Raw genomic sequence first — 23,819 nt, forward strand, 5'->3', positions numbered from 1 at the left:
TCGCACAGCGCCTGAACGTCGCCCAGCAACGCCGCCCGGGTCGCGTCCTCCTTGGCCGTGGCGCTGGCCCGGTCCTTGGCCGCCTGCAACTGGGTCGAGCGGTCCCAGAGCGGGATCTTGACCCGCAGCGCGGCGTTCGGTCCCGCGTCGCCGGATTCGAGCGTGTCGGTGATCGAGTACCCGACCGTAATGCTGGCGTCCCATGTGCGCTGTCTCCGCTGCTCGCTGTAGACGGCTCGCTCGGCGATCAGAACCGCGTTGGTCTGACTGACCAGGGTCAACACTTCTTCCAGCCGCCCGGCGCCGGGACACTCGGCCTCGGCGAGCGGCGCGAGACCCACGAAGAGGAGGGCGACCATTGTCGACATCCACCACTGTTCGACTGCTCTCGCGTCCATCATCGCCTCCGTCTACCAAGTCCGAGTGACACCCAATGCCAAGATGTCGGTGCTCCCGCTGTAGCTCACGGCCGGATGCTCGCCGCTGCGCTCGGGAAACCACAGGTGGGCATAGCCGAGGTCCAGCCGCCAGTGCGGCCAGGCGTAGCCAAGGCCAAGGGTGGTCCAAATCCGGTCCGCGTCCGGCAGGCGCGGGTAGCGATGCGCATCGTGGCGGATCGGTGACTGGTCCCATGCCAGACCGGCACGCAGCGTCCAGGGGCCGCGCTCATGCTCTGCCCCCAAGGATGCCCGCCAGGTGTCGCGCCACTGGTGTTCCTCGCTCAGTTCCAGGCCGTTCGATAGCCGGATCTCCAGTGACTCGAAGCGACTCCAGCGGGTCCACGCCAAACCGCCCAGCACACGCCAGGCGGGGCGGACCTGCCAGGACAACCCGAGGCTCAGGGTCTCGGGCGTGGTGAGATCCACGCGCGTCGAGGCCCGCCCCGAGGGCAGATCGGCATGCCCGCGAAGCTGGTGATCGACCGCCGAAGCGAAGGCGAGCCCAAGAGTGAGCCCCGGATCAGGGGCCCACAGGCCACCGACCGTCCAGCCGAGCCCCGTATCCTCGCCGTCCACCGTGACCTCCGCATCCAGCCGCCCCGGAATCACCGGGTACGCCTGGGAGAGCTCCGCTCTGAACCGTTGCACGAACACTCCGGCACCGAGCCGCAGCCCCGGCTGGACCTCAATGCCTCCCGCCACCTGGACCCGGGCGGACTGGATCTCGGAGTGGAGCGCGGAGTAGCGCCCGCTCCAGTCGCTCGGGTAGTCGGTCGCCAGTCCGAAGGGGGCATAGACGCCGACCCCGAGCCCATGCCACGCGCCATAGGCGGCCGGGATGAGCGCATCCACGCCCGCGCTCTCTGGCTGGATGTCGTTGTGCAGCCCATGCAATGACGCGCTCAACGTCGCCCGATCGGGTAGGGCGGCCGGATTGGTGCTCAGGCTGCTGGCCGCGATCACGACCGCCGTGCCCGCGAAGGCGCGCCCGAGTCCTGCCGCGTCGTACTCCGTCACGGCAAAGCCACTGCCCCAGGCACAGGCCGGCGCGACCACGACCGCCGTCACGGCGACCGAAACGCCCAGCATGAGGAGGGTCCGCGTGCGCATCAGGCCGTCTCCCGCTGCGTGAGCCGCTCCAGCCAGCCCGGCTCGATGGGCAGACCGCGCATCCGCCGCGCGAGCTGCGCCAAGCGGTGATCGGCCCCATCTTGCAGGTAGGCATGAGCCAGAGCCTGGAGGTCGTCGATATGATCGACGTTGTCCATCTCGGCCAGCCGCTCCGAGATGGCGGACTGAAAGCGCCAGTAGTTGTGGCTCGGGAGCATCGTTCGGGCGGTGACGTGATCCGACGCCGTGGCCCCGGTGATCAGCGCCTGCAAGATCGCGGATCCGTGCCCGAAGATGGTTCGGGGCACTTGATGCTGGCCCTCGGGCGGCGCCCCGGTTCCAAAGCTGGCAACCACCACATCCTCGACCGGGATGCCCTTGCGGCTCGGCTGCTCGCGCAAGGCTTCGGAGATCGCCAGCACTACCGGGTTGTTGGCTGTCAGTCCACCATCGGCGAGGGGATGCTTGGCGCCTGTCTCATCGACCACCATGGAATGCGCGTCGAAGAACAGCGGAGCCGCGGCCGAGGCGCGGCAGACCTCCCAGACCGGCAGTTGCAAGTGGTCCTCGCGCTCGGAGCTGAAGACATGCACCTGCATGGTTTGCAGGTCGTAGCTCATCGCCAGCACCGGGCGGTTGAGGTCGCACATGCACCGATCCCCAAAGATGGAGCGCAGCATCGCCTCGAGCCCGGCACCGTCGTACTTCGCGGCCAGGCCGACCCGGTTTGCCCAGCGGCGCCCGTGATCGGCGAGCGAGGCCGGTTTGGCGAAGGCCACTGCGGCACTGTCGGCCCAGATTCTGCGCAGTTCCGAGGCATCCATCCCCATCGCGAAGGCGCACCCCATCACCGCCCCGATGGAGGTGCCGGCGATAAGATCGACGTGGGCATGGACCGGTCCCCGAAGGTAATGCTCCAGGCGCTCGACCCAGACCACCGAGAGGATGCCCCGAACGCCGCCGCCGTCGAGGGTGAGGATGCGGTATGGCTTGCGACGTAGGCCCAAGGATTCAGCGAGGTTTTTCATAGATCCAACTCCCCTTGCGCAGCGGTGAATGTGGTGGTGACCGGGCCGCGCTGGGCGGCCAGCAGGTGCTTGACCTCCTCAAGGGCCTCCTCGTCGTCCAAGTCACACTCAAGGGCGATCGAGAGCTTTCCCTCGTCGGTCACAGTGACCTTGCGGATGCGCGTGACGAGCTCGGCGCTGCGAGCCGGGAACGGAAAGACGCGGCCGGTTTCGTTGTTCGTGGTGAAGGTGCGCTCGCCCATGCTGGTCTCCTGTCGTCGTGGTTGGGTGCCCGTGCTCTCCGGGCCGTCACGCCTGATCGCCGGTCGGGGGTGCGAGGTGGCGTTCCCCTGGGGATTTAGCCGCGCACCCCGCGCGGATAGCGCAGTGGCGGACTGATCGCGGTCTCGCGCATGGCCTGCACGCTCGGTCCCGGTTCGCCGAAGAAGGCGTCCAAGCCGCGCTTCACGTCGTCGATGCTCCGGGCCAGGATCGCCAGCCCTCCGGCCTCCTGGACGCGGGAGAGGAAAGCCGCTTGCTCCTCGCTCGACTGCTCGCCTGGACGCTTGACCTCGATGGCCAGGAAGTGCCCCGACGCGAGCTGGCCCAGCACATCCGCGCAGCCCGGAAAGGCGTAGCGGATGAAACGGCGCTTCGGCTTGCCCTGCTTGTCGCGCCCCTCGACGACGTGTGCTCCGGTGTTGAAGCGCTTAGCCCAGGCCACCCGCCGGTCGACGGCGAGGTAGCGCAGGATCGCGCCCTGGATGTCGTGCTCCAGGGGCTCGATTGGCGTCAGGCGGAAGGGGCGACGGCTCATGGCTGGTCCTCCTGGGGTTGGTTGCTGATGGCGGTCAGGATCGCGCGGGCCTCAGCGGCGAAAGGTCCGGTGATCGGCAGTGGTGCCCGCGATGCCCCATAGGCCAGGTGGCGAGCTAGAACGGCGAGCTGCTGGCGTGCATCGGCGCGGTTGCGGTAGCGCCGGCGAATGAGCGCGCGGTAGCCCTCCGGCGTGGCGCACTCTGGTGTTGCGGCCAGCGGTCCCATAGCCTCTGGGTGCGTGTCGGCGGTGAGCTGGAAGGCACCGCTCCAGGTGTCGCTCATCTCGCTGTTGCCTCCTTCCGGAAATGTCGCTCAGGGCCGCCAGGCGACGCACTGATTCGATTGCTTAAGGAAATCTATAACATCTGATGGCAATTATTGCGGGCGCTCAAACGGCCGCTCAGGCGCTCTCAGAGGCATCCTCGATTTGCGGTGGCTCCTTCCCCGCCAGTGCTGCCCGAACTGTCGCGATGAACCGACGCGCGTTGCGGGCCTGCAGATCAGGCAGCGGATGGACATTGCCTGCGAGCAATCCCGCGACGGCGGCCACGTCGGTATCGGGTCGCGGTGGAGGGAGGAGGGCGGCGGCTTGCTGACGTGGCAGGCGTTCTTGCTCGACCGCGCGGGTGAGCGCCACGGTGCGCCGCTCGGGGTCATTCCCCAAGCTCACCCGCCAGGCGGCCGGGACCAACGCCCGGCGCGCATCGGCGACCAGACGCGCGTAGGTCGCGGCGAAGGCTTGGCGTGCGCCGACCTTGTCGCCCGTCTCCAGGATCGGCGCCGCTACGCCCCAGGCTTCGGCCATCTCGCCCGTCCAGACCACGGTTGCGGCCTCGTCCATCGCCTCGATCGCCAGCGACCACGCCTCCTCGGGCGCGGGCCGTCCGTCCAGGGCGCGGATGCGTCCGACCAGATCGGCCGGCGTCGGCGCGAACTGGCACTCGGCGGCATGGGCACTCAACGCTTGGCTGACCACCGACCACGGGAACGGCTCCAGGGTGCGCCACCACAGTGCGAGTGCCGCATCGGTCGGTGCGGGCTTGCCGTAGAGCTCCAGCAGGCCGAGTAGCTCGGTCTCGAACGCGTGAGCTTCACTGGTGTTCATGACTTCAGGACCTCATAGCTGGCTGCGTCGATGGCCGAACCGCCGAGCATGGCGGTCAACCGTCCCGGTGCATGGCTATTGCTTTTGGCAATTATATCATTCTGTGAGCAATAATCCCGCTCGCGCAAAATCCATAGGCGCCACTTCGCGTCCCACTCCTCGGGGCTGAGGATCTGGCTCTGGTGGTAGGCCCGGAATTTCTCCCAGGTGGGCCTTGCTGTGATGTCGGGTCGAAGCGCTCGGGCGATCTCTTGCCAGTCGATCGTCACCGCGTCGATGTGCACGGCCTGATCGCGCGAACACTCCCCCTCGGGGGGCTGAGAGAGAGTCCGACTTTCGGGCTCGGACATCTCGCGCGCGCAGGAAGAAGACTCTCTCTCTTTCCCCCTAGGGGGGTTCTTTACTGGTTCCTTTACTGGTTCTTTACTGGTTCCGGGTGCCAAGTTGGCACTGGTGTGGTGCCAGGTTGGCACTGGTGTGGTGCCAAGTTGGCACTGGTCCGGTGCCAGGTTGGCACTGGTGGGTAGTGCCAGGTTGGCACTGGTCGTGGTGCCAGGTTGGCACTGGTGTAGTGCCAAGTTGGCACGGGTAGTGGTGCCAGGTTGGCACGGGTCAACCTCCTCGTGAAGGTCTGCGCAGTCGGTGTGCCGTGCGCCATTTGTATTCGGTTCGGCCTCGTCTTGGTCGACCGGGAGGGTGTAGCGCGTGGTTTTTCCAACGCTGGAATCCTTCAAGATGGTCGGCGGTTTGGTGCTCGCCAGCTCTTCGATCGCGCGTAAGACGCTCCGGCGTGAAAGGTCCGTGACGCTCGTCAAGTGCGTGATGCTGGGCCAGCAGGTATAGCCTTTCTTGTGGTTGCAGCAGTCGGCCAGCGCCATCAAGACCACCTTTGCCTTACTCGAGAGTCCGCGCCGATAGAGCGCCCAGCGCATCGCTTCAAAGCTCATGGGTCAGCCTCCGATCAATGGCCGCGGCGGGGGAGTGTGGCGTCCAGTAGTTCAGCGTGAGCTGGAAGGTGGGCGCGTTGTGGTCCATGCGCGCCTCCGGCCTAAGCGGCGTCGTCGAGGAGTTCTGAGAGCTTGGCCCCTGTCGTCTGAGCCACCAGTCGGAGGACGCGCAGGCTTGGTACGCGCGTACCGACCTCGATCTGAGAGAGGTAGCCCTGGGAGAGGTGCATCTGCTCGGCCATTTGCGCTTGCGTCAGTCCCGCGCGGAGCCGCGCGGCTTTCAGTGCTTTGCGGAGCCTGTGGCGTGTCGATTCTGCGGCCATCGTCGGAGCCTCCTTTATTGCCCATGTCAATCAATAATATCTTTCAGCTATCTTCAAGGGCAAACTCATAGCCTTATGCAATAATTCGCGGCATGAGCACTCTTGGTAATCGTCTTAAGTCAGCGCGCAAGGCTATGGGCATCTCCCAGGCCGCGCTCGCGAAACTCGTGGGTATCTCTCAGCCGTACTACGGCCAGATCGAGATCGGGGAGAAGGTTCCGTCGGCAGATGTCTTGCAGAAGCTGGCGGCGGCGACGGATACCTCCGTGGGCTGGCTGCTCGATAACATCGAAGATCCGGCATCCGCCGACTACAACACCGACCAGCGTGTCGCGGTGCTGAACGATCTCCGCGCGGCGCCGGGTCTGCGGGCGCTCGCCGAGGACGAGCCGATGTGCCACGTCCTTGAGATTAGCAATGCCGAATGGAAGGGGCTGAAATCAATCGCGCTGTCCGTGCAGCCAGACAAAGACGGGTATCTGCTGCTACTGCAAACGATTCGGCATATCGAGAGATTGGCCAGCGTCAAGGGGGCTGGCAGGCCGAGAAAGGAACGTGACTGAAACGTGACGCGCTCCAGTCATGTTGAGTCCACCTGAGTCACGGTGAGTCACGATAGCGTGGGGCTGGAAGTGCTAACGTGTTGTTTTGAAAGGATTGACTAATAGGCCAACCGGCTTTTAATCAGGTGGTCGTGCGTTCGAGTCGCACAGGGCGCACCAAATAAAACAAGGGGTTACCGGAGTTTCCGAGTAACCCCTTGTGCTTTTCTGGATGTTTCGTCCACGTTCGGTCCCCGTTTGTCCTGGGTCGAGGCTGGGATCGCCCGCAACAAACCAGCACTCGGCGGGGTCGGTTGTCGATCAGCTGGAGTGTTTCTCGCTGGTGTCGCGGATCGCTTTGAACGGCGTGCCCCTGGTCCAGGCAGCACGCGAGGCGATCGAGAGGGCAGGGCGAAAGCCATAGGCAGACGCCTTGCCGCGCATTCGCGCTGGAGGACTGGAGTCTGAGCCGAATCTGAGCCACCATATACCCACCGCAAGGTGCAACCTCACATCCCGCACCAATGGTCTGACGATGGTAAGTAGTCGATTCGAAAAATACCCCATAGGTGGAGAAAAATGAGGATAATCAAGTGCAAGTGGATGTGACTTGAACGCCCTTGACGGGAAGGGGGTCGGTTGGTTGGGCTCCTTCCTCTCCACCGATGGCTCGGTCCCTTCAGTCCGGTCGCTATTCCAACGGGCTATACCGAGCCTTCACTTCCGACAGTCGGGATGGCTGTACATGTCTGCTGGCTGCATCCATTGCAGCATTTGATTCTTTTTCGATGGCCCACGAATTATCCACTACCGATCGCCGGTCGCACGAGCGACGGGTCATGCATGGGACGGCTCAGCTCTCTTCCCCGGAGCATCGCTCCTTCGTCGTATATATCGTCGATATCAGCGCGGGCGGGGTCAGAGTCGTTGCTCCGATCAATCCGCGCGTCGGGACCGTTTTCGTCTTGAGGATACGTCTGCCCCTGAGGCCGTCCGGAAGTCTGCCCGTCGAGACCCGGGTCTCGGTCGCGCACAGTATCCTGACCGGTGAAGAGGACGGCTTCGTCCTCGGACTGACCTTCCTCGAGCTTCCCAACGTGGCCCGGAACGCGATTCTCGACTATCTGCTGGTGTGAGGCGTGCGGATAGTACCATGGATACCGACCCTAAAGATTTGATCAAGCGCCTGCCCATCGGGCCTGGCGTCTACCGCATGATCGATGGGGGCGGGACGGTGCTCTATGTCGGCAAGGCGAAGAATCTGAGGCGGCGGGTCGGCAGCTATTTCGGCCGCTCCCTGACGACCCGCATCCAGCTGATGGTGAGCCAGATCGCCGACATCGAGGTGACGGTGACCCGCACCGAGGGCGAGGCGCTGCTGCTCGAGAGCAATCTCATCAAGTCGCTGCTGCCCCGTTTCAACGTCCTGCTGCGCGACGACAAGAGTTATCCCTACATCCTGCTGACGTCGCAGGATGCCTATCCGCGCCTGACCTTCTACCGTGGCCCGCGCAAGCCCAAGGGGGGAGGACGTTTGTTCGGGCCCTATCCCAGTTCCTGGGCGGTGCGCGAGACCCTTCAGCTGATGCAGAAGCTGTTTCCGGTCCGTCAGTGCGAGGACGGGTTCTTCCGCAATCGCTCGCGTCCCTGTCTGCAGTACCAGATCAGGCGCTGCAGCGGTCCCTGCGTCGGTCTGGTGACGCCAGAGGAATATGCGAGGGACGTGGCGCGCACCATCAAGTTCCTCGACGGGCGCACCGCCGAGGTGCTGGACGAATTGGCCGAGTCGATGGACGCGGCGTCCGAGCGTCTGGAGTACGAGCGCGCCGCCGTGCTGCGCGATCAGATCGCGACCCTGAACCGGATCCGCGAGCGCCAGTACGTGAACGGCGAGGGCGGGGATCTGGACATCCTGGCCTGCGACCAGGAGGCCGGGGTGAGCTGCGTTCAGGTCTTCTTCGTCCGCGGCGGCCGCAATCTGGGCAACAAGGCATTCTTTCCCCGTGCCCCGGAGGGCACGGAGCCTGCCGGTCTGCTCGCCGGATTCATGGCCCAGTTCTATGCCGAGAAGGACATCCCGACCGAGCTCGTCGTGAGCGTCGAGCCGGAGGAGGCGGATCTGCTCGAGGACGCCTTCTCGGAGCGTGCCGGACGGCGGGTGCATATCCGCTCCAGCGTGCGGGGCGAGCGTGCCCGCTGGCTCGAGATGGCGCTCGGAAACGCCCGCGTCGCCCTGAAATCCCGGCTCGGCAGTCAGGCCGGCTACGCGCGACGTCTGGAGGCGCTGGTGGATGCGCTCGATCTGGACGAGCGGCCCGCGCGCATGGAGTGCTTCGACATCAGCCACACCCAGGGCGAGCGGACGGTCGCCTCCTGCGTGGTCTTCGATGGGGAAGGGCCGCGCAAGTCGGACTATCGCCGATTCAATATCGAGGGCATCACCCCGGGAGACGACTACGCGGCCATGACCCAGGCACTGGTCCGACGCTATACCCGGGTCAAGGAGGGCGAATATCCGGTTCCGGATCTGGTCTTCATCGACGGCGGGCGAGGTCAGCTCAAGGCGGCGAGTTCGGCGATCGAGGAGGTGGGGCTCGCCGATCTGCGTCTCGTCGGGGTGTCGAAGGGGCCGGATCGCAAGCCGGGGACCGAACAGCTCTGGTTGTTGGGGCGGGACTTGCCCGTTATACTGCCGAGCGATTCGCCGGCCATGCATCTGATCGAGCAGATCCGCGACGAAGCCCACCGTTTCGCGATCACTGGTCACCGCCAGCGTCGCGCCCAAGCCCGGACGACTTCAGCGTTGGAAGAGATCAACGGCGTTGGCCCCAAGCGGCGCCAGCGGCTATTGAAGCACTTCGGCGGTCTGCGCGGTCTGACCCGGGCCGGGGTCGAGGAGATCGCCGGCGTCGACGGGATCGGCCGCCAGCTGGCCCAGCAGATCTATGATGCCTTTCACCACGATTCAGCAGGTTCCTGAGCGATGTGGAATCTTCCCAATATTCTGACGATGCTCCGGATCGTCCTGATCCCGATCTTCGTGGTCGTCTTCTACGTCGAGGAGCCCTGGGCGCCCTATGCCGCCGCCGCCGTCTTCGGAGCGGCGGCCCTGACGGATTGGCTCGACGGCTATCTGGCCCGGCGCTGGGAGCAGACCTCGCCTCTGGGGGCCTTCCTGGATCCGGTCGCGGACAAGCTGATGGTGGCCGTGTCGCTGATCGTGGTCCTGCAGGCGGATCCGCGCATCCTGCTGGCGCTGCCCGTGATCGTCATCATCGGCCGCGAGATCACGGTGTCGGCCCTGCGCGAATGGATGGCCGAGCTCGGCGCGCGTGCGGCGGTCGCGGTCTCGAACCTCGGCAAGGTGAAGACGACCGCCCAGATGATCTCGATCGTGCTGCTGATCCTGCGGGATTCGATCTTCGGTCCCTGGGTCTACGACATCGGGATCCTGCTGGTCTATGTCGCGGCCATTCTGACGCTCTGGTCGATGGTGCTCTATCTGCGGGCGGCCTGGCCTTGCCTGTCGGGCCAGGGTCCGCTCGGTGGGAGCGAAAAAAATCGCCCCAACGCTTGACGGTTTCGCCAAAGCCCTTATAATTGCCGGCTCCTAAGCGGGAATAGCTCAGTTGGTAGAGCACAACCTTGCCAAGGTTGGGGTCGCGAGTTCGAGTCTCGTTTCCCGCTCCAAAATTTCATTGGAAATGCCGGATGGTATCGGTGTTTCTATAAGCAGTTGATCGACCCAAGCGGGAATAGCTCAGTTGGTAGAGCACAACCTTGCCAAGGTTGGGGTCGCGAGTTCGAGTCTCGTTTCCCGCTCCAAATTCCGAAAAGGCGGCTTCTCAGCCGCCTTTTTCGCGTCCGGGTTTTCTCCTTCCGTCATGCGCACCGCCTTGAGGGCGAGCAGGGCATGATCCTGCTTCGGCTGGGTGCTTTCGCTCGGCTTAACCAACTGTCATACTGGGTTCAATTGCAGAGGCATTCTCCTCCTTCAAGAACCGCGACAGATCCCGATTGGCTATGACTTCCTCTCCTCCTACGACCCTTCAGGCGCCGCTCGATGTCGCCTCGATTCGCGTTCAGTTTCCGATCTTCCAGTCGCAGACCGACGGCCGGCCGCTGGTCTATCTGGACAGCGCGGCCAGTACGCAGCAGCCCGAGTCTGTCATGGGGGCGGTCGGCGATTATCATCGTCTGCATCACGCCAATATCCACCGCGGCGTCTATCAGCTCTCCCAGACCGCGACCCGGATGTACGAGGAGGCGAGGGCGGCGGTCGCCGGTTTCCTGAACACGGCCGAGTCCGCCGAGTGTCTCTTCACCCGCGGCGCGACCGAGTCGATCAATCTGGTGGCCTTCAGTTGGGGGAACGCCTGTCTCGGGCCGGGCGACGAGATCCTCATCTCGACCCTGGAGCATCATTCCAACATCGTCCCTTGGCAGATGGTCGCCAGAGCGCGAGGCGCGGCCGTCAAGGTGATCCCGATCACCGACGACGGCGAGATCGATCTCGACGCCTACCGGAGGCTGCTGTCCCCGCGGACGCGTCTGGTGGCCGTCAATCAGGTCTCCAATGCGCTCGGCACCATCAATCCGGTCGGCGACATGATTCGGGAGGCCCATGCGGTGGGTGCCCTGGTCCTGGTCGACGGCGCCCAGTGGGTCGCGCACGGGGCGACCGACGTCCGGGCGCTGGATGCCGACTTCTACGTCTTCTCCGGCCACAAGATCTATGGCCCGACCGGAATCGGCGTGCTCTACGGCAAGCGTGCCCTGCTCGATGCCATGCCGCCCTACCAAGGGGGTGGCGACATGATCGAGCGGGTCACCTTCGCCGAGACCAGCTACGCGCCCCTGCCCAACAAGTTCGAGGCGGGGACGCCGCACATCTCGGGGGCGGTGGGTCTGGCGGCCGCGATCGACTGGGTCCGGAGGATCGGTCTCGATCGCATCGGCGCGCACGAGCAGATGCTGCTGCGTCATGCGACCGAGCGTCTGGAGGCGATTCCTGGTCTGGAGATCAAGGGCCGGGCGCGTCACAAGAGCGGGGTGGTGTCCTGGGTGATGCTGGATCCGCCCATCGCGACCCTCGACGTGGGCACTCGTCTGGATCTGCGCGGGATCTGCATCCGTACCGGCCATCACTGCTGTCAGCCGCTGATGGATCGGTTGGGCGTCTCCTCGACCGCGCGGGCCTCGGTGGGCGTCTACAACAGTTTGGAGGACATCGATGCACTGGCCGATGCCCTGGGCGAGATGGTCGACGAGGAACGCGGCAAGACGCGCTCCAAAGCATCGGGCGGCGGGGAGAGCGATCCGGTCTATCCAGGGGCCGCTGCCGAGTCTCCCCGGGCCGCAGCGGATGAGATCGCCGAGGTGTTCGAGTTTCTGCCGGACTGGCCGATGCGTCACCAGCACATCATCGACCTCGGCGACCGGCTGCCGGCGATGCCCGAATCGCTCAAAACGCCCGAGAACGCGGTGCATGGGTGTCAGAGCACGGTCCATATCGCCGCGCGGCTCAAGCCCGGCACCCGGGATGTCGTCGAGTTCCTGGCCGACAGCGACGCCAACATCGTGCGCGGACTGATCGCGCTGCTGCAGCAAATCTATTCGGGACAGCGTGCGCGGGACCTGCTCGACTTCGACGCCGAATCCTTCTTCGCCGGCATCGGTCTGGACCAGCATCTCAGCATGTCGCGGCGCAACGGTCTGGCGTCGATGGTGCAGCGTCTGCGCCAGGTCGCCCAAAGGTACGCGGGTTGAGAAGCCGCCAGCTTCCAGCTGATCATCAGGTCGAGCTGATCGCTGGAGGCTGGCAGCTATTCGGTCAGTATCCGCCCTTGCGTCTCACGGCGGGCAACCCAGCGATCTTGGTGCCCTGCTTGGTGGGTGCGAGGGGGAAGAGCTGGTAGAGGTCCTTGCTGGAGGGCTTGCTGCCCCAGACCTTGCCCATGTCCTTCAGTACGACGCGTTCCATCGGCTGGTTCTGGCCGTTGTTCACGTATTCGTCGCGCAGATACTTGATCACGTCCCAGTGCTTGTCGGTGAGCTCGATGCCCTCGATCTCCGCCAGCTTGCTGGCCACGTCCTCGTCCCAGTCCAGATAGTTTTCCAGATAGCCGCTGTCGGTGGTGGGGATGGTCTTGCCGTTTACCTCGATTGCCATCTTGAGTTCGCTCCTCACGTCTTCATCGGTATGGCCAGGGCCGAATGATCGGCCGAGCGCCTTATTGGTGTATCAGAGGGCGTGAATCTTATGATTTTGTGATGGAAACGTCATCTCCCATGAGCGCCCGCCCCTGAACGGAGAGGGTAGGGTCTATGGGCGATCCTCGCGGGCGAGTTTCAATGCGTCTTTTTGACGGGGTCGATCCCTTTGTGGGGGATGAAGATGCCGCATCCCAACAATGGGTATCGGCCCAGCCCCCGTTCCTGGAGGCGCAGTGATTCCTCCTGGCTGAGTCCGGCCAGCATCAGGCTGCGGGTCTCGATGGGGCCGTGCGGACTGGCCAGGGTCAGTGTCTTGCCGCACAGCGCCTTGCGGATGCGTATCTGGGCGCGTTCCAGCTCGCGGGCGGCCGCAGCCAGAAAGTCCTGCTCCGGCGTTTCGGCGGCGTCGCCGAAGGTGACATGCCGGGCGAAGAGGGTGGTCTCGCGGCTCAGCGGCTTGGTCGTGCCGGTGCCGATCTCGAGCGGATGGCCAGCCAGGTCGATCCGCGCGCCCTGGAGGTCGCGTATCAGGTCCGGGGCGCGGTGAGCTGGGCAGCGGATCGTCAGCTTGGTGCGGCGCGAGAGCATGAGCTGCGATTCGGGGCCGTGCTCCGGTCGCTCCCAGCCGTTCTGCGAGCCGGCGACATGGATGCTGTGGATCGCGATGCCGGGCTCGTCGGCGATCCAGGGTGCGGTTGCCCGCAATGCCCGTTCGAGCAGGTAGGCGTGATCGACGGGGATGGATCTGCCGTCGATCGAGAAACGTACATCCAGGATGGCGTCTGTGACGGATTCCTGGTCGGTTGTCTCGTCTTCGTTCCAGAACATCGCCGATCCGTTCTATTGGTTGAAGGGCAGCCGCGCCTGCAGCGCGTCGCGGTCGAACCACCAGTCGTCCTGGACCAGAACGTCGACGACGTTGCGCAGACGTACCAGGAATTTCTCCGGCTCCTTGAGTTCCAGGCGGTCCATCCAGGCATCCATCTGGGCGGGCGTTTCGATCCCGTCATGGCGTCGGGCGACGGTACCCAGCAATTGGGTGGTGAAGAAGACCAGGTCTTCGCGCTGGCGGTCGTGCGAGCGCACGTCCGCCAGGAACAGTGCCGTGGCGGCGGCGACGGCCGCGCCGTCCGAGTCGTCAGGGGTCTCGTCGATGACGTGACTGAGTAGCTCGATGGTGAGCTCGGGATCGATGGGGCAGGTAACGGAGAGCCAGATACCCTGGCCGAGCGCGATGAGCGAGTCGGGCTGATTGGCCTGGAAGAGCACGTCGCAGGCGTCCGCCGCCAGCTCGAACTGATCGAACGCCATGAAGTGGTCGAAGGCGGCGCGTCCGATCGGCCAGGCCTCGTCTCCGCGTTCGAGGCCGACCAGCGTGCGGGCGATCTGCAGCCTAAGATCCGCGATACGTTGAGCCGAGCCGTCGCTGCGTTCGAGTTCGTGCAGGTGCTCGACCAGCACTTGCAGATGCGATTCCAGCGCGGCCGCTTCGATTCCCGGGTTCATGACGGAGTCCGCCGCCGTATCCGGAAGACGGGTGAAGAATGGATCGAATTGCTTCATGACATCTTGACCGCGGTCGTGTCTCACCTCAGAAGTCCGCTGAACGCTGCTTCCAGCCGGTCTTCCCAGTTCTCGGGCGTATCCGGATATGGGGGCTTGACGTCCATTCGGAAGAAGCGCTCGCCGGTTCGAGCCACCTCCTGAACCAATGGAAGGAGTTCCTCGAAGGATTCGATGTCTTGATTGGCGACCAGAATGTCGCTGAGTTTGAGCATGCTTGTCCCCGCCGGTCCTATCGGTCGTTATGGTTGTGATGTGGGTTCGCGATTCGGCTGGCCAAGGGACCCGGCTCGGCGATATCTCCGGTTGGGTAGGATCGCCGAACCCCCTGTCGCCAATGGGCTCCTCGCGTTCCGATGCCTGCCCAGGCACGCTTGGTGTCTGTCGTCTCGCCGCGCCGGATCGGTATTCCCCGGCGCCTTTTCGACGGGGTTCGGTCGCCTCGGCGATCGCCGCCCTCGGGAATGCGCCTTGGGCCAATGTGCAGGCCGGTCCGAACGAAAACAACCGAGTGCGGGCCTAGAGGCGGATGCCTCCGTCATGCGTGCCTTCAGTGGCCGATCTCGAGGCGCCGATCTTGGATAAACGCGCAAGGCGCGAGGGATTGTATCTCTGCGGATGATGGGCGGCGTCGCCGATTCGTGTCTGATGCCTGGCGAAGGGTGTGTCGTATAGAATATTAGAATATCGTTATATTATTGGAAATTGACTTGTTTTGGTCCCGCTTGTAGCATCCGGGGCCATCCGAGGTGCGGGTGCCGGTCTTGATCCGCCGGCAGGTTATACGATAGCCGGCGAGGTCCTGGCCCTCGAGGTCGTCATGAATCCCAGGCTCGGTCGAGTTGGCGCGGTCGTGATCGCCGGCCGGGATACCTGGGCGGACCAATATACGCTTTTTCAATAATTAGAGTTGTGTATATCCCGAAAGGGATAGATGGAGGCTGGTCTGCCCCCCCAATCGTGGAATGGGCGAGGACCTGTCTAGATCGGTACATTAGCGACCGCCGATGGGGTTGCCGGTACAGGCAGAGACGACGGATGCAGTCGGTACCACCACCTCCAATCCAGACGTGACGTGACGCATCGACCTGTTGCCCGGCTCGCCCGCTGCGGCATGAGCGTGCATGCGCACACACCACCACCTTTCCTGGTTAATTGATAGGAGAGACCGCGCAATGGCTATCGATAAGCACATGACTCCGATGCTCGACCAGCTCGAGACGGGCCCCTGGCCGAGCTTCATCTCCGGCATCAAGCGGCTGCGCGACGAGCATCCCGAGCAGCGCATCAACGAGGTGACCAACGATCTGCTGGGTCAGCTCGAGCACTCCTACGAGACCCGCAAGGGCTACTGGAAGGGTGGTACGGTCTCGGTCTTCGGCTACGGCGGCGGCATCATTCCGCGCTTCTCCGAGGTCGGCAAGGCCTTCCCCAAGTCCAAGGAATTCCACACCATTCGCGTTCAGCCCCCAGCGGGCAATCACTACACCACCGGCATGCTGCGCCAACTCGCCGACAGCTGGGAGAAGTACGGCTCGGGCCTGATCACCTTCCATGGTCAGACCGGCAACATCATGTTCATCGGCACGGACACGGTGAACACCCAGCAGTTCTTCGACGAGATCAACGACTACGGCTGGGATCTCGGCGGCGCGGGTCCCTGCGTGCGCACCGCCATGTCCTGCGTCGGCTCGGCGCGTTGCGAGATGTCCTGCACCAACGAGCTCAAGGCGCACCGCATGCTGGTGAACAACTTCACCGACGACGTGCACCGTCCGGCGCTGCCCTACAAGTTCAAGTTCAAGGTTTCCGGTTGCGCGAACGACTGTCAGAACGCCATCGAGCGCTCGGACTTCGCCGTGCTCGGCACCTGGCGCGACGACATGAAGGTCGATCAGGCCGAGGTCAAGAACTACATCGCCGACAAGGGCCGTCAGTACTACATCGACAACGTCATCACCCGCTGTCCGACCCAGGCGCTGTCGCTCAACGAGGACGACACGCTCGCGGTCAACAACCGCGACTGCGTGCGCTGCATGCACTGTCTGAACGTCATGCCCAAGGCGCTGCATCCCGGCGACGACAAGGGCGTGACCATCCTCATCGGCGGCAAGCGCACCCTCAAGATCGGCGACCTCATGGGCACCGTCGTGGTCCCCTTCAAGAAGCTCGAGACCGAGGAAGACTACGAGTCCATGGTCGAGCTGGCCGAGACCATCATCGACTTCTGGGCCGAGAACGGTCTCGAGCACGAGCGCTGCGGAGAGATGATCGAGCGCATCGGTCTGGCCAACTTCCTCGAGGGGATCGGCATCGATCCGGATCCGAACATGCTGAGCCACCCGCGCCAGAGCTCCTACGTCCGCATGGATGGCTGGGACGAGGCTGCGGAGGAATGGTTCGCGCGTCAGGCCGAGGCCGGCCGCTGAGCCGGTCCGAGCCACGACCATCACTCATTACCTGAACTGAACCGTTCGAACCGCACCGTTCGAAACGAATACCTTGGAGGATTAGGCAATGGCGGAAATGCGCGAGCCAATCGAGTCGGGATGTCCGGATCCCTGGCAGTACATGCATCCGGTGATGCGTAAGAATTTCGGTCAGTGGAAGTACCACGAGCATCCGCGTCCCGGCGTGCTGCTGCACGTCGCCTACAGCGGCGACCAGATCTGGACCGTCAAGGCCGGCACCCAGCGTATCCTGGACGTCTTCTCGCTGCGCAAGCTGTGCGACATCGGCGATCAGTACGCCGACGGTCACGTCCACTTCACCCTGCGCTCCAACATCGAGTACCTGGTGAGCGACGAGGCCAAGGTCCAGCCGCTGATCGAGGCCCTGGAAGAGGCCGGCTTCGTGGTCGGCGGCACCCAGAACTCGGTGGCCATGATCTCGCATACCCAGGGCTGGCTGCACTGCGACATCCCGGGCACCGACGCCTCGGGCGTGGTCAAGGCGATGATGGACGAACTCATCGACGAGTTCCGCAACACCAACATGCCCAACCGGGTGCACATCACCACTTCGTGCTGCCAGATCAACTGCGGCGGTCAGGGCGACATCGCGATCAACATCCAGCACACCAAGCCGCCGAAGATCAATCACGATCTGGTGGCCAACGTCTGCGAGCGTCCCTCGGTCGTCGCCCGCTGCCCGGTCGCGGCCATCCGCCCGGCCATGGTCAACGGCAAGCCCTCGCTCGAGGTCGACGAGCGCAAGTGCATCTGCTGCGGCGCCTGCTTCCCGCCCTGTCCGCCCATGCAGATCAACGACGCCGAGCACACCAAGCTGGCGATCTGGGTCGGCGGCAACCACTCCAACGCGCGCGGCAAGCCGACCTTCCAGAAGCTGGTCGCGGCCGGCATCCCCAACAACCCGCCGCGCTGGCCGGAGGCGACCGCCATCGTCAAGCGCATCCTCAAGGCTTACAAGGAAGGTGCCAAGGACTGGGAGCGGATCAACGAGTGGATCGAGCGTATCGGCTGGCCGCGCTTCTTCGAGGAGGTGGAGCTACCCTTCACCAAGTATCACATCGATACCTGGCGCGGCGCGCGCGCGAGCTTCAACAGCTCGTCCTACATCCGCTTCTGACGACTGGAATCGGGGGTTCCGGGCGGCGAGGCAGGGTGATCGCCGCATCGGCCCGGCCCCGGCTCGGGTAGAGCGCCGACAACAAGACATTGACCACTCACATCCGAGGATGACATGAAGTTCGCACTTCAGATCAACGAGGGACCCTACCAGCACCAGGCGTCCGACTCGGCCTACATGTTCGCCAAGGCGGCGCTGGAGAAGGGGCACGAGATCTTCCGTGTCTTCTTCTATCACGACGGCGTGAACAACTCGACGCGCCTGACCACTCCGCCCCAGGACGATCGCCACATCGTCAATCGCTGGGCCGAGCTGGCCGAACAATACGATCTCGACATGGTCGTCTGCGTGGCCGCGGCCCAGCGCCGCGGCGTCGTGGACGAGGGCGAGGCCAGCCGCAACGGCAAGGACGCCACCAACATCCATCCCAAGTTCCGCATCTCGGGGCTCGGGCAGCTGGTCGAGGCGGCGATCCAGTCGGACCGTCTCGTCGTCTTCGGCGACTAAGGGAGCTTGGACATGTCGGAAATCGTGAAGAAATTCATGTATCTGAACCGCAAGGCCCCGTACGGCACCATCTACGCCTGGGAGGCGCTGGAGGTGGTGCTGATCGGCGCGGCCTTCGATCAGGACGTCTGCGTCATGTTCATGGACGACGGCGTCTATCAGCTGACCAAGGGCCAAGACACCAAGGGTATCGGGATGAAGAACTTCTCCCCGACCTACCGCACCCTGGGCGATTACGAGGTCAAGCGTATCTTCGTCGATCGCGCCTCGCTGGAGGCCCGCGGTCTGACCCAGGAGGACCTGGTCGAGATCCCCTTCGAGGACTTCGAGACCGAGGAAGAGATCGACAACATCGTCGAGATCGTGGATTCGGCGCGCGTGAGCGAGCTGATGAACGAGTCCGACGTGGTCTTCAGCTTCTGAGAAGGGAGAGCCGATGAGCATTCTGCACACCGTGAATAAATCACCCTTCGAGCGGAATTCGCTAGAATCCTGCCTCAAGTTTGCCACCGATGGTGCGGCCGTGCTGTTGTTCGAGGACGGAATCTATGCCGCCCTGTCAGGGACCAGCGTCGAGTCCGTCGTCAGCGGCGCGCTGGGCAAGCTGAAGGTCTACGTGCTCGGTCCCGACCTCAAGGCCCGGGGATTTTCCGAGGAGCGCGTGATCGAAGGAATCAGCGTCGTGGACTATGCCGGCTTCGTGGATCTCGCCGCGGAGCACGACAAGGTCCAGGCCTGGTTGTAAGTTTTTTTATCGCACCGAGAGGAGCATCGAAATGGCAGACACGATCGAAGTCGATGGCAAGCAGCTGGCCGTGGACGAGGAAGGCTATCTGTCCAATCTGAACGACTGGATCCCGGGCGTCGCCGACGTCATGGCGAAGCAGGACAACCTGGAGCTGACCGAAGAGCACTGGGACATCATCAACTTCCTGCGCGAGTATTACGATGAATACCAGATCGCTCCCGCCGTGCGCGTCCTGACCAAGGCCGTCGGCAAGAAGCTGGGCAAGGAGAAGGGCAACAGCAAGTATCTCTACAGCCTCTTCCCCTATGGTCCGGCCAAGCAGGCGTGCCGCTTCGCCGGCCTGCCCAAGCCGACCGGCTGCGTCTAAACAGCCGATTCCCCGGCGAGCCCCCCGCCCGCATGGCGGGCCCGGCCCGCCGGCCATGATGACAAAGATCCACTGAGGTAGCGGAAACATGGCGTTTCTGACGAACTTCTACGCCTTCCTGTTTTACTTCGCGGCTTTCGTGCTCGTCTCCGGTCTGGCCTTCAAGATCGTCCAGTACTCGCGTACCCCAGCGCCGCTGAAGATCCCGACGACGCCAGCCCCGACGAAGCGCAGCGGGGTCGTGTTCAGGATGATGCGCGAGGTCGTCCTCTTCGAGAGCCTGTTCCGCGGCAACAAATGGACCTGGATCTTCGGCTGGATGTTCCATTTCGGCCTCTTCCTGGTCACGCTCCGCCATCTGCGCTATTTCATGGAGCCGGTGCCCTTCCTCATCCAGCTCGTGCAGCCGTTCGGCATCTATGGCGGGCTGGCCATGATCGTGGGTCTGGCCGGGCTCTGGATCCGACGCTTCTATGTCGACCGGGTCAAATACATCACCTCGCTCTCGGACCATCTCATCCTCGGGCTGCTCGTGCTCATCGGCTGCACCGGTCTGCTGATGAAGTTCGTGTTCCATGTCGACGTGGTCGAGATCAAGACCTTCTACCAGGGTCTCTACAGTTTCGATATCAAGCCGCTGCCGGCGGATCCGCTGCTGATGCTACATCTGTTCCTGGTCGCGTCGCTGATGATCATCTTTCCCTACAGCAAGCTCTTGCATGCGCCCGGACTCTTCTTCAGTCCGACCCGCAATCAGGTCGACAACCCGCGTGAGCAACGGCACATCGCGCCCTGGGCGAAACGGCTGGAACAGCAATAGGACATCGCGCGATCGGACCATCCAGCACTCCGAGCCGTCTACCGCATTCATGAGGTTGATCCATGGCCAAGGCAACGTTTGAAGTTCCAGAGCTGACTCAGTATACCGAGGTGCCCGCCATCCAACCGGGCGCCATGGCGCACAGCGCCACCTTCAAGGCGAAGGAGGAGTTTCAGAAGGACCTGGGCTTCCCCGGCGAACTGGTCGACGACTGGCAGAGCAAGGCCATCGACAAGATGGGCGAGCTGCTGGGCAGGTACCGCTCCCTGCAGGTCTACATGGATGCCTGCGTCAAGTGCGGCGCCTGTACCGACAAGTGTCATTATTTCCTGGGGACCAAGGACCCCAAGAACATGCCGGTCGCGCGTCAGGACCTGATGCGCAAGGTCTACCGGCGCTACTTCACCTGGGGCGGCAGGCTCTTTCCCAAGCTGGTCGGGGCCGAGGACTTCACCAAGGAGGTCCTCGACGACTGGTATTGCTATTTCCACCAGTGCTCCCAGTGTCGGCGCTGCTCGGTCTTCTGTCCCTACGGCATCGACACCGCCGAGATCTCCATGGCCGCGCGCGAGATCATGGACAGCATCGGCGTCGGCCAGAAGTACTGCAACGAGATCATCGGCAAGGTCTACAAGATCGGCAACAACCTGGGGCTTCCCGGCCCGGCGCTCATCGACACCCTCGAGGGCCTCGAGGAGGACGTCTACGACGAGACCGGGGTCAAGGTCCGCTACCCGATCGACGAGGAGGGCGCCGAGGTCCTGCTGGTGACGCCCTCGGCCGACTTCTTCGCCGAGCCGCACGTCGACGGTCTGATCGGCTACGGCAAGGTGTTCCACGAGGCCGGCATCTCCTGGACCATGAGCACCCATGCCTCCGAGGCGGCCAACTTCGGCATGTTCATCGGCTCCTACGAGAACATGCGCCGGGTCGCCCAGCGCATCCGCGAGGCGGCCATCCAGCTCAAGGTCAAGCGCATCGTCTTCGGCGAATGCGGCCATGCCTGGCGCGTCGCCTACAGCTTCCTGAACACCTTGGCCGGACCCTGGGACTTCCTGGATCCGCGCTATCCGGTGCCGCAGCACATCTGCGAGTTCACCTACGAGCTGATCCAGGAAGGCAAGCTGACCTTCGACAAGAGCGAGAACGACGACAAGGTCCTGACCTATCACGACAGCTGCAACGTGGCCCGCGCCTCGCGCATGGGCGACATGCCCGGCGGCCAGTTCGAGATTCCGCGCGCCATCATCCGGGCCACCTGCAACCATTTCTACGACATGGACGAGGACACCATCCGCGACCGCACCTTCTGCTGCGGCGGCGGTGGCGGGCTCCTGACCGACGACCTCATGGAGGTCCGCGTCAAGGGCGCCAAGCCCAGGCTGGATGCACTGAACAACGTCATACAGGAAAAGGGCGTCACGCACATGGCCGCCATCTGCGCCATCTGCAAGACCCAGTTCAGCAAGGTCCTGCCCTATTACGGGATGGAGATGGACCAGATCCTGAGTCTGCACCAGTTGGTGTCGAACGCGATCGTGCTCACGCCCGGGCCCGATGACGAGGAGGAGGACGAGGACGACGACCTGGACGGCGGCGATCTCGATAACGATAACGAAGAGATGGGCGACGAGGCGGCCTGACCGGGGCCATCGGGCGAGCCGCCGCCGGCCTGCGGCCGGCCGAGCGGACAGATACGAACTCCCCTGATCCCGCGTCAGGGTTCAACTGGTACGGAGAGTGATCAAGATGGCGACTTCCAGCGACGAGATGAAGACCAAGCACACCTGGCGTCGTTTCGAGGACGGCGACAACGTCTGGGACGACCTGACCGACAAGATCTTCAATCAGGACCGCTCCCACAAGTGTCCGACCTACGTCCACAAGACGCCGCCCTGTCAGGGCAGCTGCCCCTCGGGCGAGGACATCCGCGGCTGGCTCGCCATCGTCCGCCAGCAGGAGAAGCCGCCGGTCGGCATGGACTGGCAGGAATACGCCTTCCGCCGTTCCACCGACGCCAACCCCTTCCCCTCGCTGATGGGGCGCGTCTGTCCGGCGCCCTGTCAGGACGGCTGCAACCGCAACGAGCTCGAGGACTACGTCGGCATCAACGCGGTCGAGCAGTTCATCGGCGACACCGCCATCGCCAACGGCTACAGGTTCGATCCCGCGCCGGCCGACACCGGCAAGCGCATCGCCATCGTCGGCGGCGGTCCCGCCGGTCTGGCCGCGGCCTACCAGCTGCGCCGCAAGGGTCACGCCTGTACCATCTTCGAGGCCAACGACGGGCTGGGCGGCATGTTCCGCTTCGGCATCCCCGGCTATCGCGTGCCGCGCGACAAGCTCGACGCCGAGATCCAGCGCATCCTCGACCTCGGCAACATCGAGGTGAAGCTCAAGACCCGCATCGGCACCGACGTCACCGTCGAGCAGCTCGAGAAGGACTACGACGCCATCCTCTGGTCGATCGGCTGTCAGAGCGGTCGCGGTCTGCCCGTCGAGGGCTGGGCGGGGACGCCCAACTGCGTCACCGGCGTCGCCTTTCTCAAGGCCTTCAACGAGGGCCGCATGAAGGTCACCGCCAACAAGGTCGTCTGCGTCGGCGGCGGCGACACCTCGATCGACGTGGTCTCGGTCGCGCGGCGTCTCGGCCATATCACCACCGAGAACAAGAACGACAATCTGCCCGAGACGGTCATCCACGACGGCTATGTGGCGCACGACGCCGCGACCGCGGCCGCCGCCGAGGGTGCCGAGGTGACCCTGACCTCGCTCTTCACCCGCGACAAGATGACCGCCGCCGAGCACGAGGTGGACGACGCGACCCGCGAGGGCGTGACCATCCTCGACGGCGTCATGCCGGTCCGGCTGATCAAGAACGCAGAGGGCCGCGCCACCGGGCTCGAGATCGCCGACTGCACCATGGTCGACGGACGCCCGACCCCGGTGGAGGGCACAGAGCGCGTCCTCGAGGCCGATCTCATCGTCTCGGCCATCGGCCAGGGCGGCGATCTCTCCGGACTGGAGGCGCTGGACAACGGCCGCGGGCTCATGGACGCCGACAAGTTCCATCAGGTCCCGGGCAAGGCGGGTCACTTCGTCGCCGGCGACATCATCCGCCCGCACCTGCTGACCACGGCCATCGGTCAGGCCTGGATCGCCGCCGACTCGATCCACGAGTACGTGATGCAGGAGGAGCACCGTCGCCGTCCCAAGGTCGACGTGCACCACTTCGACCTGCTCAAGAAGATGACCGAGGCCGATCTGGCGCCCGATGCCTTCGATCCGGCCGAGCGCGGCGACATGCGCGGCACCTCCAGCGGCAACTGGGCGATCCACAACTACGAGGACCGCTCCGGTGCCGAGGTCATCCCGCACGACGAGCTCTTCCTCGGGCACTTCAACTATGTCGACCGTAATCTGCGCAAGGAAGAGGTCCCGAGCGCCAACGACGTCCTGGGACACTTCCACGAGCGCGTCATCGGTCTGACCGAGACCGAGGCGGTCGAGGAGGCCAAGCGCTGCATGAGCTGCGGCATGTGCTTCGAGTGCGACAACTGCGTCATTTTCTGCCCGCAGGACGCCGTCTACCGGGTCGAGAAGGACAGCCGCACCACCGGCCGTTACGTGGCCACCGACTATGCCAAGTGCATCGGGTGCCACATCTGTGCCGACGTCTGTCCGACGGGCTACATCAAGATGGGTATGGGCGAATAG

At 64.1% G+C, this 23,819-nt stretch carries 27 protein-coding genes and 2 tRNA genes; 16 read left to right on the forward strand and 13 right to left on the reverse strand.

Features of this window, described 5'->3' with window-relative positions; genetic code table 11:
* From D779_RS11855 to D779_RS11895, 9 genes are all read right to left on the reverse strand, one after another.
* Window positions 1-359: hypothetical protein (locus D779_RS11855; RefSeq protein WP_043754229.1), on the reverse strand; the 359-nt coding region annotated here is incomplete at its 3' end.
* 51 nt (window positions 360-410) lie between these two features.
* Window positions 411-1,550 (reverse strand): OmpP1/FadL family transporter, encoded by a 1,140-nt coding sequence (locus D779_RS11860; RefSeq protein ID WP_043754235.1) that lies wholly within the window; start codon window positions 1,548-1,550, stop codon window positions 411-413.
* On the reverse strand, window positions 1,550-2,578 hold the full coding sequence (locus tag D779_RS11865) for a patatin-like phospholipase family protein (RefSeq protein ID WP_043754240.1): 1,029 nt from the start codon (window positions 2,576-2,578) through the stop codon (window positions 1,550-1,552). Before D779_RS11865 ends, D779_RS11860 begins: the two co-directional genes overlap by 1 nt.
* Entirely contained in the window at window positions 2,575-2,820 is a 246-nt protein-coding gene (locus D779_RS11870) for a hypothetical protein (protein ID WP_043754243.1), read from the reverse strand. The genes D779_RS11865 and D779_RS11870 overlap by 4 nt, the downstream gene beginning before the upstream one ends.
* 95 nt (window positions 2,821-2,915) lie before the next feature.
* Window positions 2,916-3,374: a VRR-NUC domain-containing protein gene (locus D779_RS11875; protein ID WP_052348082.1), complete on the reverse strand. Its 459-nt coding sequence runs from the start codon at window positions 3,372-3,374 to the stop codon at window positions 2,916-2,918.
* Window positions 3,371-3,658, reverse strand: a complete 288-nt coding sequence (locus tag D779_RS11880) for a hypothetical protein (RefSeq protein ID WP_043754245.1) — start codon at window positions 3,656-3,658, stop codon at window positions 3,371-3,373. The genes D779_RS11875 and D779_RS11880 overlap by 4 nt, the downstream gene beginning before the upstream one ends.
* 118 nt (window positions 3,659-3,776) lie before the next feature.
* A complete protein-coding gene (locus D779_RS21130) occupies window positions 3,777-4,481 on the reverse strand; it encodes a hypothetical protein (protein ID WP_052348083.1) in 705 nt (234 codons plus the stop codon).
* Entirely contained in the window at window positions 4,478-5,428 is a 951-nt protein-coding gene (locus tag D779_RS11890) for a helix-turn-helix domain-containing protein (RefSeq protein WP_043754249.1), read from the reverse strand. Before D779_RS11890 ends, D779_RS21130 begins: the two co-directional genes overlap by 4 nt.
* Before the next feature lie 101 nt (window positions 5,429-5,529).
* Complete coding sequence (locus D779_RS11895; RefSeq protein WP_052348084.1) at window positions 5,530-5,751, reverse strand: helix-turn-helix transcriptional regulator; 222 nt, start codon at window positions 5,749-5,751, stop codon at window positions 5,530-5,532.
* Window positions 5,752-5,843: 92 nt separating this feature from the next.
* Between D779_RS11895 and D779_RS21135 the strand changes: the two genes are divergently transcribed.
* The 7 genes from D779_RS21135 to D779_RS11930 all read left to right on the forward strand — a co-directional run bounded on the left by D779_RS21135 (window position 5,844) and on the right by D779_RS11930 (window position 12,062).
* Window positions 5,844-6,314 carry a helix-turn-helix domain-containing protein gene (locus D779_RS21135; RefSeq protein ID WP_081763481.1) on the forward strand — a complete coding sequence of 157 codons (471 nt, stop codon included), beginning with the start codon at window positions 5,844-5,846 and terminating at the stop codon, window positions 6,312-6,314.
* Between the two features lie 767 nt (window positions 6,315-7,081).
* Window positions 7,082-7,429: a PilZ domain-containing protein gene (locus tag D779_RS22245; protein WP_269747383.1), complete on the forward strand. Its 348-nt coding sequence runs from the start codon at window positions 7,082-7,084 to the stop codon at window positions 7,427-7,429.
* 17 nt (window positions 7,430-7,446) lie between these two features.
* On the forward strand, window positions 7,447-9,273 hold the full coding sequence (uvrC, locus tag D779_RS11910; RefSeq protein ID WP_043754257.1) for an excinuclease ABC subunit UvrC: 1,827 nt from the start codon (window positions 7,447-7,449) through the stop codon (window positions 9,271-9,273).
* 3 nt (window positions 9,274-9,276) lie between these two features.
* On the forward strand, window positions 9,277-9,870 hold the full coding sequence (gene pgsA / locus D779_RS11915; RefSeq protein ID WP_043754260.1) for a CDP-diacylglycerol--glycerol-3-phosphate 3-phosphatidyltransferase: 594 nt from the start codon (window positions 9,277-9,279) through the stop codon (window positions 9,868-9,870).
* 37 nt (window positions 9,871-9,907) lie between these two features.
* Window positions 9,908-9,983, forward strand: a tRNA-Gly gene (locus D779_RS11920).
* Between the two features lie 59 nt (window positions 9,984-10,042).
* A tRNA-Gly gene (locus tag D779_RS11925) sits at window positions 10,043-10,118 on the forward strand.
* Between the two features lie 198 nt (window positions 10,119-10,316).
* Window positions 10,317-12,062, forward strand: a complete 1,746-nt coding sequence (locus D779_RS11930; RefSeq protein WP_043754262.1) for a SufS family cysteine desulfurase — start codon at window positions 10,317-10,319, stop codon at window positions 12,060-12,062.
* 64 nt (window positions 12,063-12,126) lie between these two features.
* On the opposite strand, the gene D779_RS11935 is transcribed toward D779_RS11930, so the two are convergent.
* The 4 genes from D779_RS11935 to D779_RS11950 all read right to left on the reverse strand — a co-directional run bounded on the left by D779_RS11935 (window position 12,127) and on the right by D779_RS11950 (window position 14,287).
* On the reverse strand, window positions 12,127-12,465 hold the full coding sequence (locus D779_RS11935) for a TusE/DsrC/DsvC family sulfur relay protein (protein ID WP_043754358.1): 339 nt from the start codon (window positions 12,463-12,465) through the stop codon (window positions 12,127-12,129).
* Window positions 12,466-12,644: 179 nt separating this feature from the next.
* Window positions 12,645-13,337: a type I-MYXAN CRISPR-associated protein Cas6/Cmx6 gene (gene cas6 / locus D779_RS11940; protein WP_043754265.1), complete on the reverse strand. Its 693-nt coding sequence runs from the start codon at window positions 13,335-13,337 to the stop codon at window positions 12,645-12,647.
* Window positions 13,338-13,349: 12 nt separating this feature from the next.
* Window positions 13,350-14,072 carry a hypothetical protein gene (locus tag D779_RS11945; RefSeq protein ID WP_043754268.1) on the reverse strand — a complete coding sequence of 241 codons (723 nt, stop codon included), beginning with the start codon at window positions 14,070-14,072 and terminating at the stop codon, window positions 13,350-13,352.
* 23 nt (window positions 14,073-14,095) lie between these two features.
* Window positions 14,096-14,287 (reverse strand): hypothetical protein, encoded by a 192-nt coding sequence (locus D779_RS11950; protein WP_043754271.1) that lies wholly within the window; start codon window positions 14,285-14,287, stop codon window positions 14,096-14,098.
* A 960-nt stretch (window positions 14,288-15,247) separates the two neighbouring features.
* On the opposite strand from D779_RS11950, the gene dsrA reads away from it, so the two are divergent.
* From dsrA to D779_RS12000, 9 genes are all read left to right on the forward strand, one after another.
* Complete coding sequence (gene dsrA, locus D779_RS11960) at window positions 15,248-16,501, forward strand: dissimilatory-type sulfite reductase subunit alpha (protein WP_043754276.1); 1,254 nt, start codon at window positions 15,248-15,250, stop codon at window positions 16,499-16,501.
* An 88-nt stretch (window positions 16,502-16,589) separates the two neighbouring features.
* On the forward strand, window positions 16,590-17,660 hold the full coding sequence (gene dsrB / locus D779_RS11965) for a dissimilatory-type sulfite reductase subunit beta (RefSeq protein ID WP_043754279.1): 1,071 nt from the start codon (window positions 16,590-16,592) through the stop codon (window positions 17,658-17,660).
* 114 nt (window positions 17,661-17,774) lie between these two features.
* The gene (gene tusD / locus D779_RS11970) at window positions 17,775-18,167 is read left to right on the forward strand and encodes a sulfurtransferase complex subunit TusD (protein WP_043754282.1); all 393 of its coding nucleotides are present in this window, start codon (window positions 17,775-17,777) and stop codon (window positions 18,165-18,167) included.
* Between the two features lie 12 nt (window positions 18,168-18,179).
* Window positions 18,180-18,590 (forward strand): sulfurtransferase complex subunit TusC, encoded by a 411-nt coding sequence (gene tusC, locus D779_RS11975; RefSeq protein WP_043754284.1) that lies wholly within the window; start codon window positions 18,180-18,182, stop codon window positions 18,588-18,590.
* A gap of 13 nt (window positions 18,591-18,603) precedes the next feature.
* The gene (gene tusB, locus D779_RS11980) at window positions 18,604-18,912 is read left to right on the forward strand and encodes a sulfurtransferase complex subunit TusB (RefSeq protein WP_043754287.1); all 309 of its coding nucleotides are present in this window, start codon (window positions 18,604-18,606) and stop codon (window positions 18,910-18,912) included.
* A 31-nt stretch (window positions 18,913-18,943) separates the two neighbouring features.
* The gene (locus D779_RS11985; protein WP_043754291.1) at window positions 18,944-19,282 is read left to right on the forward strand and encodes a TusE/DsrC/DsvC family sulfur relay protein; all 339 of its coding nucleotides are present in this window, start codon (window positions 18,944-18,946) and stop codon (window positions 19,280-19,282) included.
* Window positions 19,283-19,370: 88 nt separating this feature from the next.
* Window positions 19,371-20,102: a respiratory nitrate reductase subunit gamma gene (locus tag D779_RS11990; RefSeq protein WP_043754295.1), complete on the forward strand. Its 732-nt coding sequence runs from the start codon at window positions 19,371-19,373 to the stop codon at window positions 20,100-20,102.
* Between the two features lie 62 nt (window positions 20,103-20,164).
* Window positions 20,165-21,745, forward strand: coding sequence for a sulfate reduction electron transfer complex DsrMKJOP subunit DsrK (gene dsrK / locus D779_RS11995; protein ID WP_043754299.1), 1,581 nt, complete (start codon window positions 20,165-20,167; stop codon window positions 21,743-21,745).
* A 106-nt stretch (window positions 21,746-21,851) separates the two neighbouring features.
* Window positions 21,852-23,819, forward strand: a complete 1,968-nt coding sequence (locus D779_RS12000; RefSeq protein WP_043754360.1) for an NAD(P)-binding protein — start codon at window positions 21,852-21,854, stop codon at window positions 23,817-23,819.

Origin of the sequence: Imhoffiella purpurea (assembly GCF_000585215.1) — a bacterium.
GTDB lineage: Bacteria > Pseudomonadota > Gammaproteobacteria > Chromatiales > Chromatiaceae > Imhoffiella > Imhoffiella purpurea.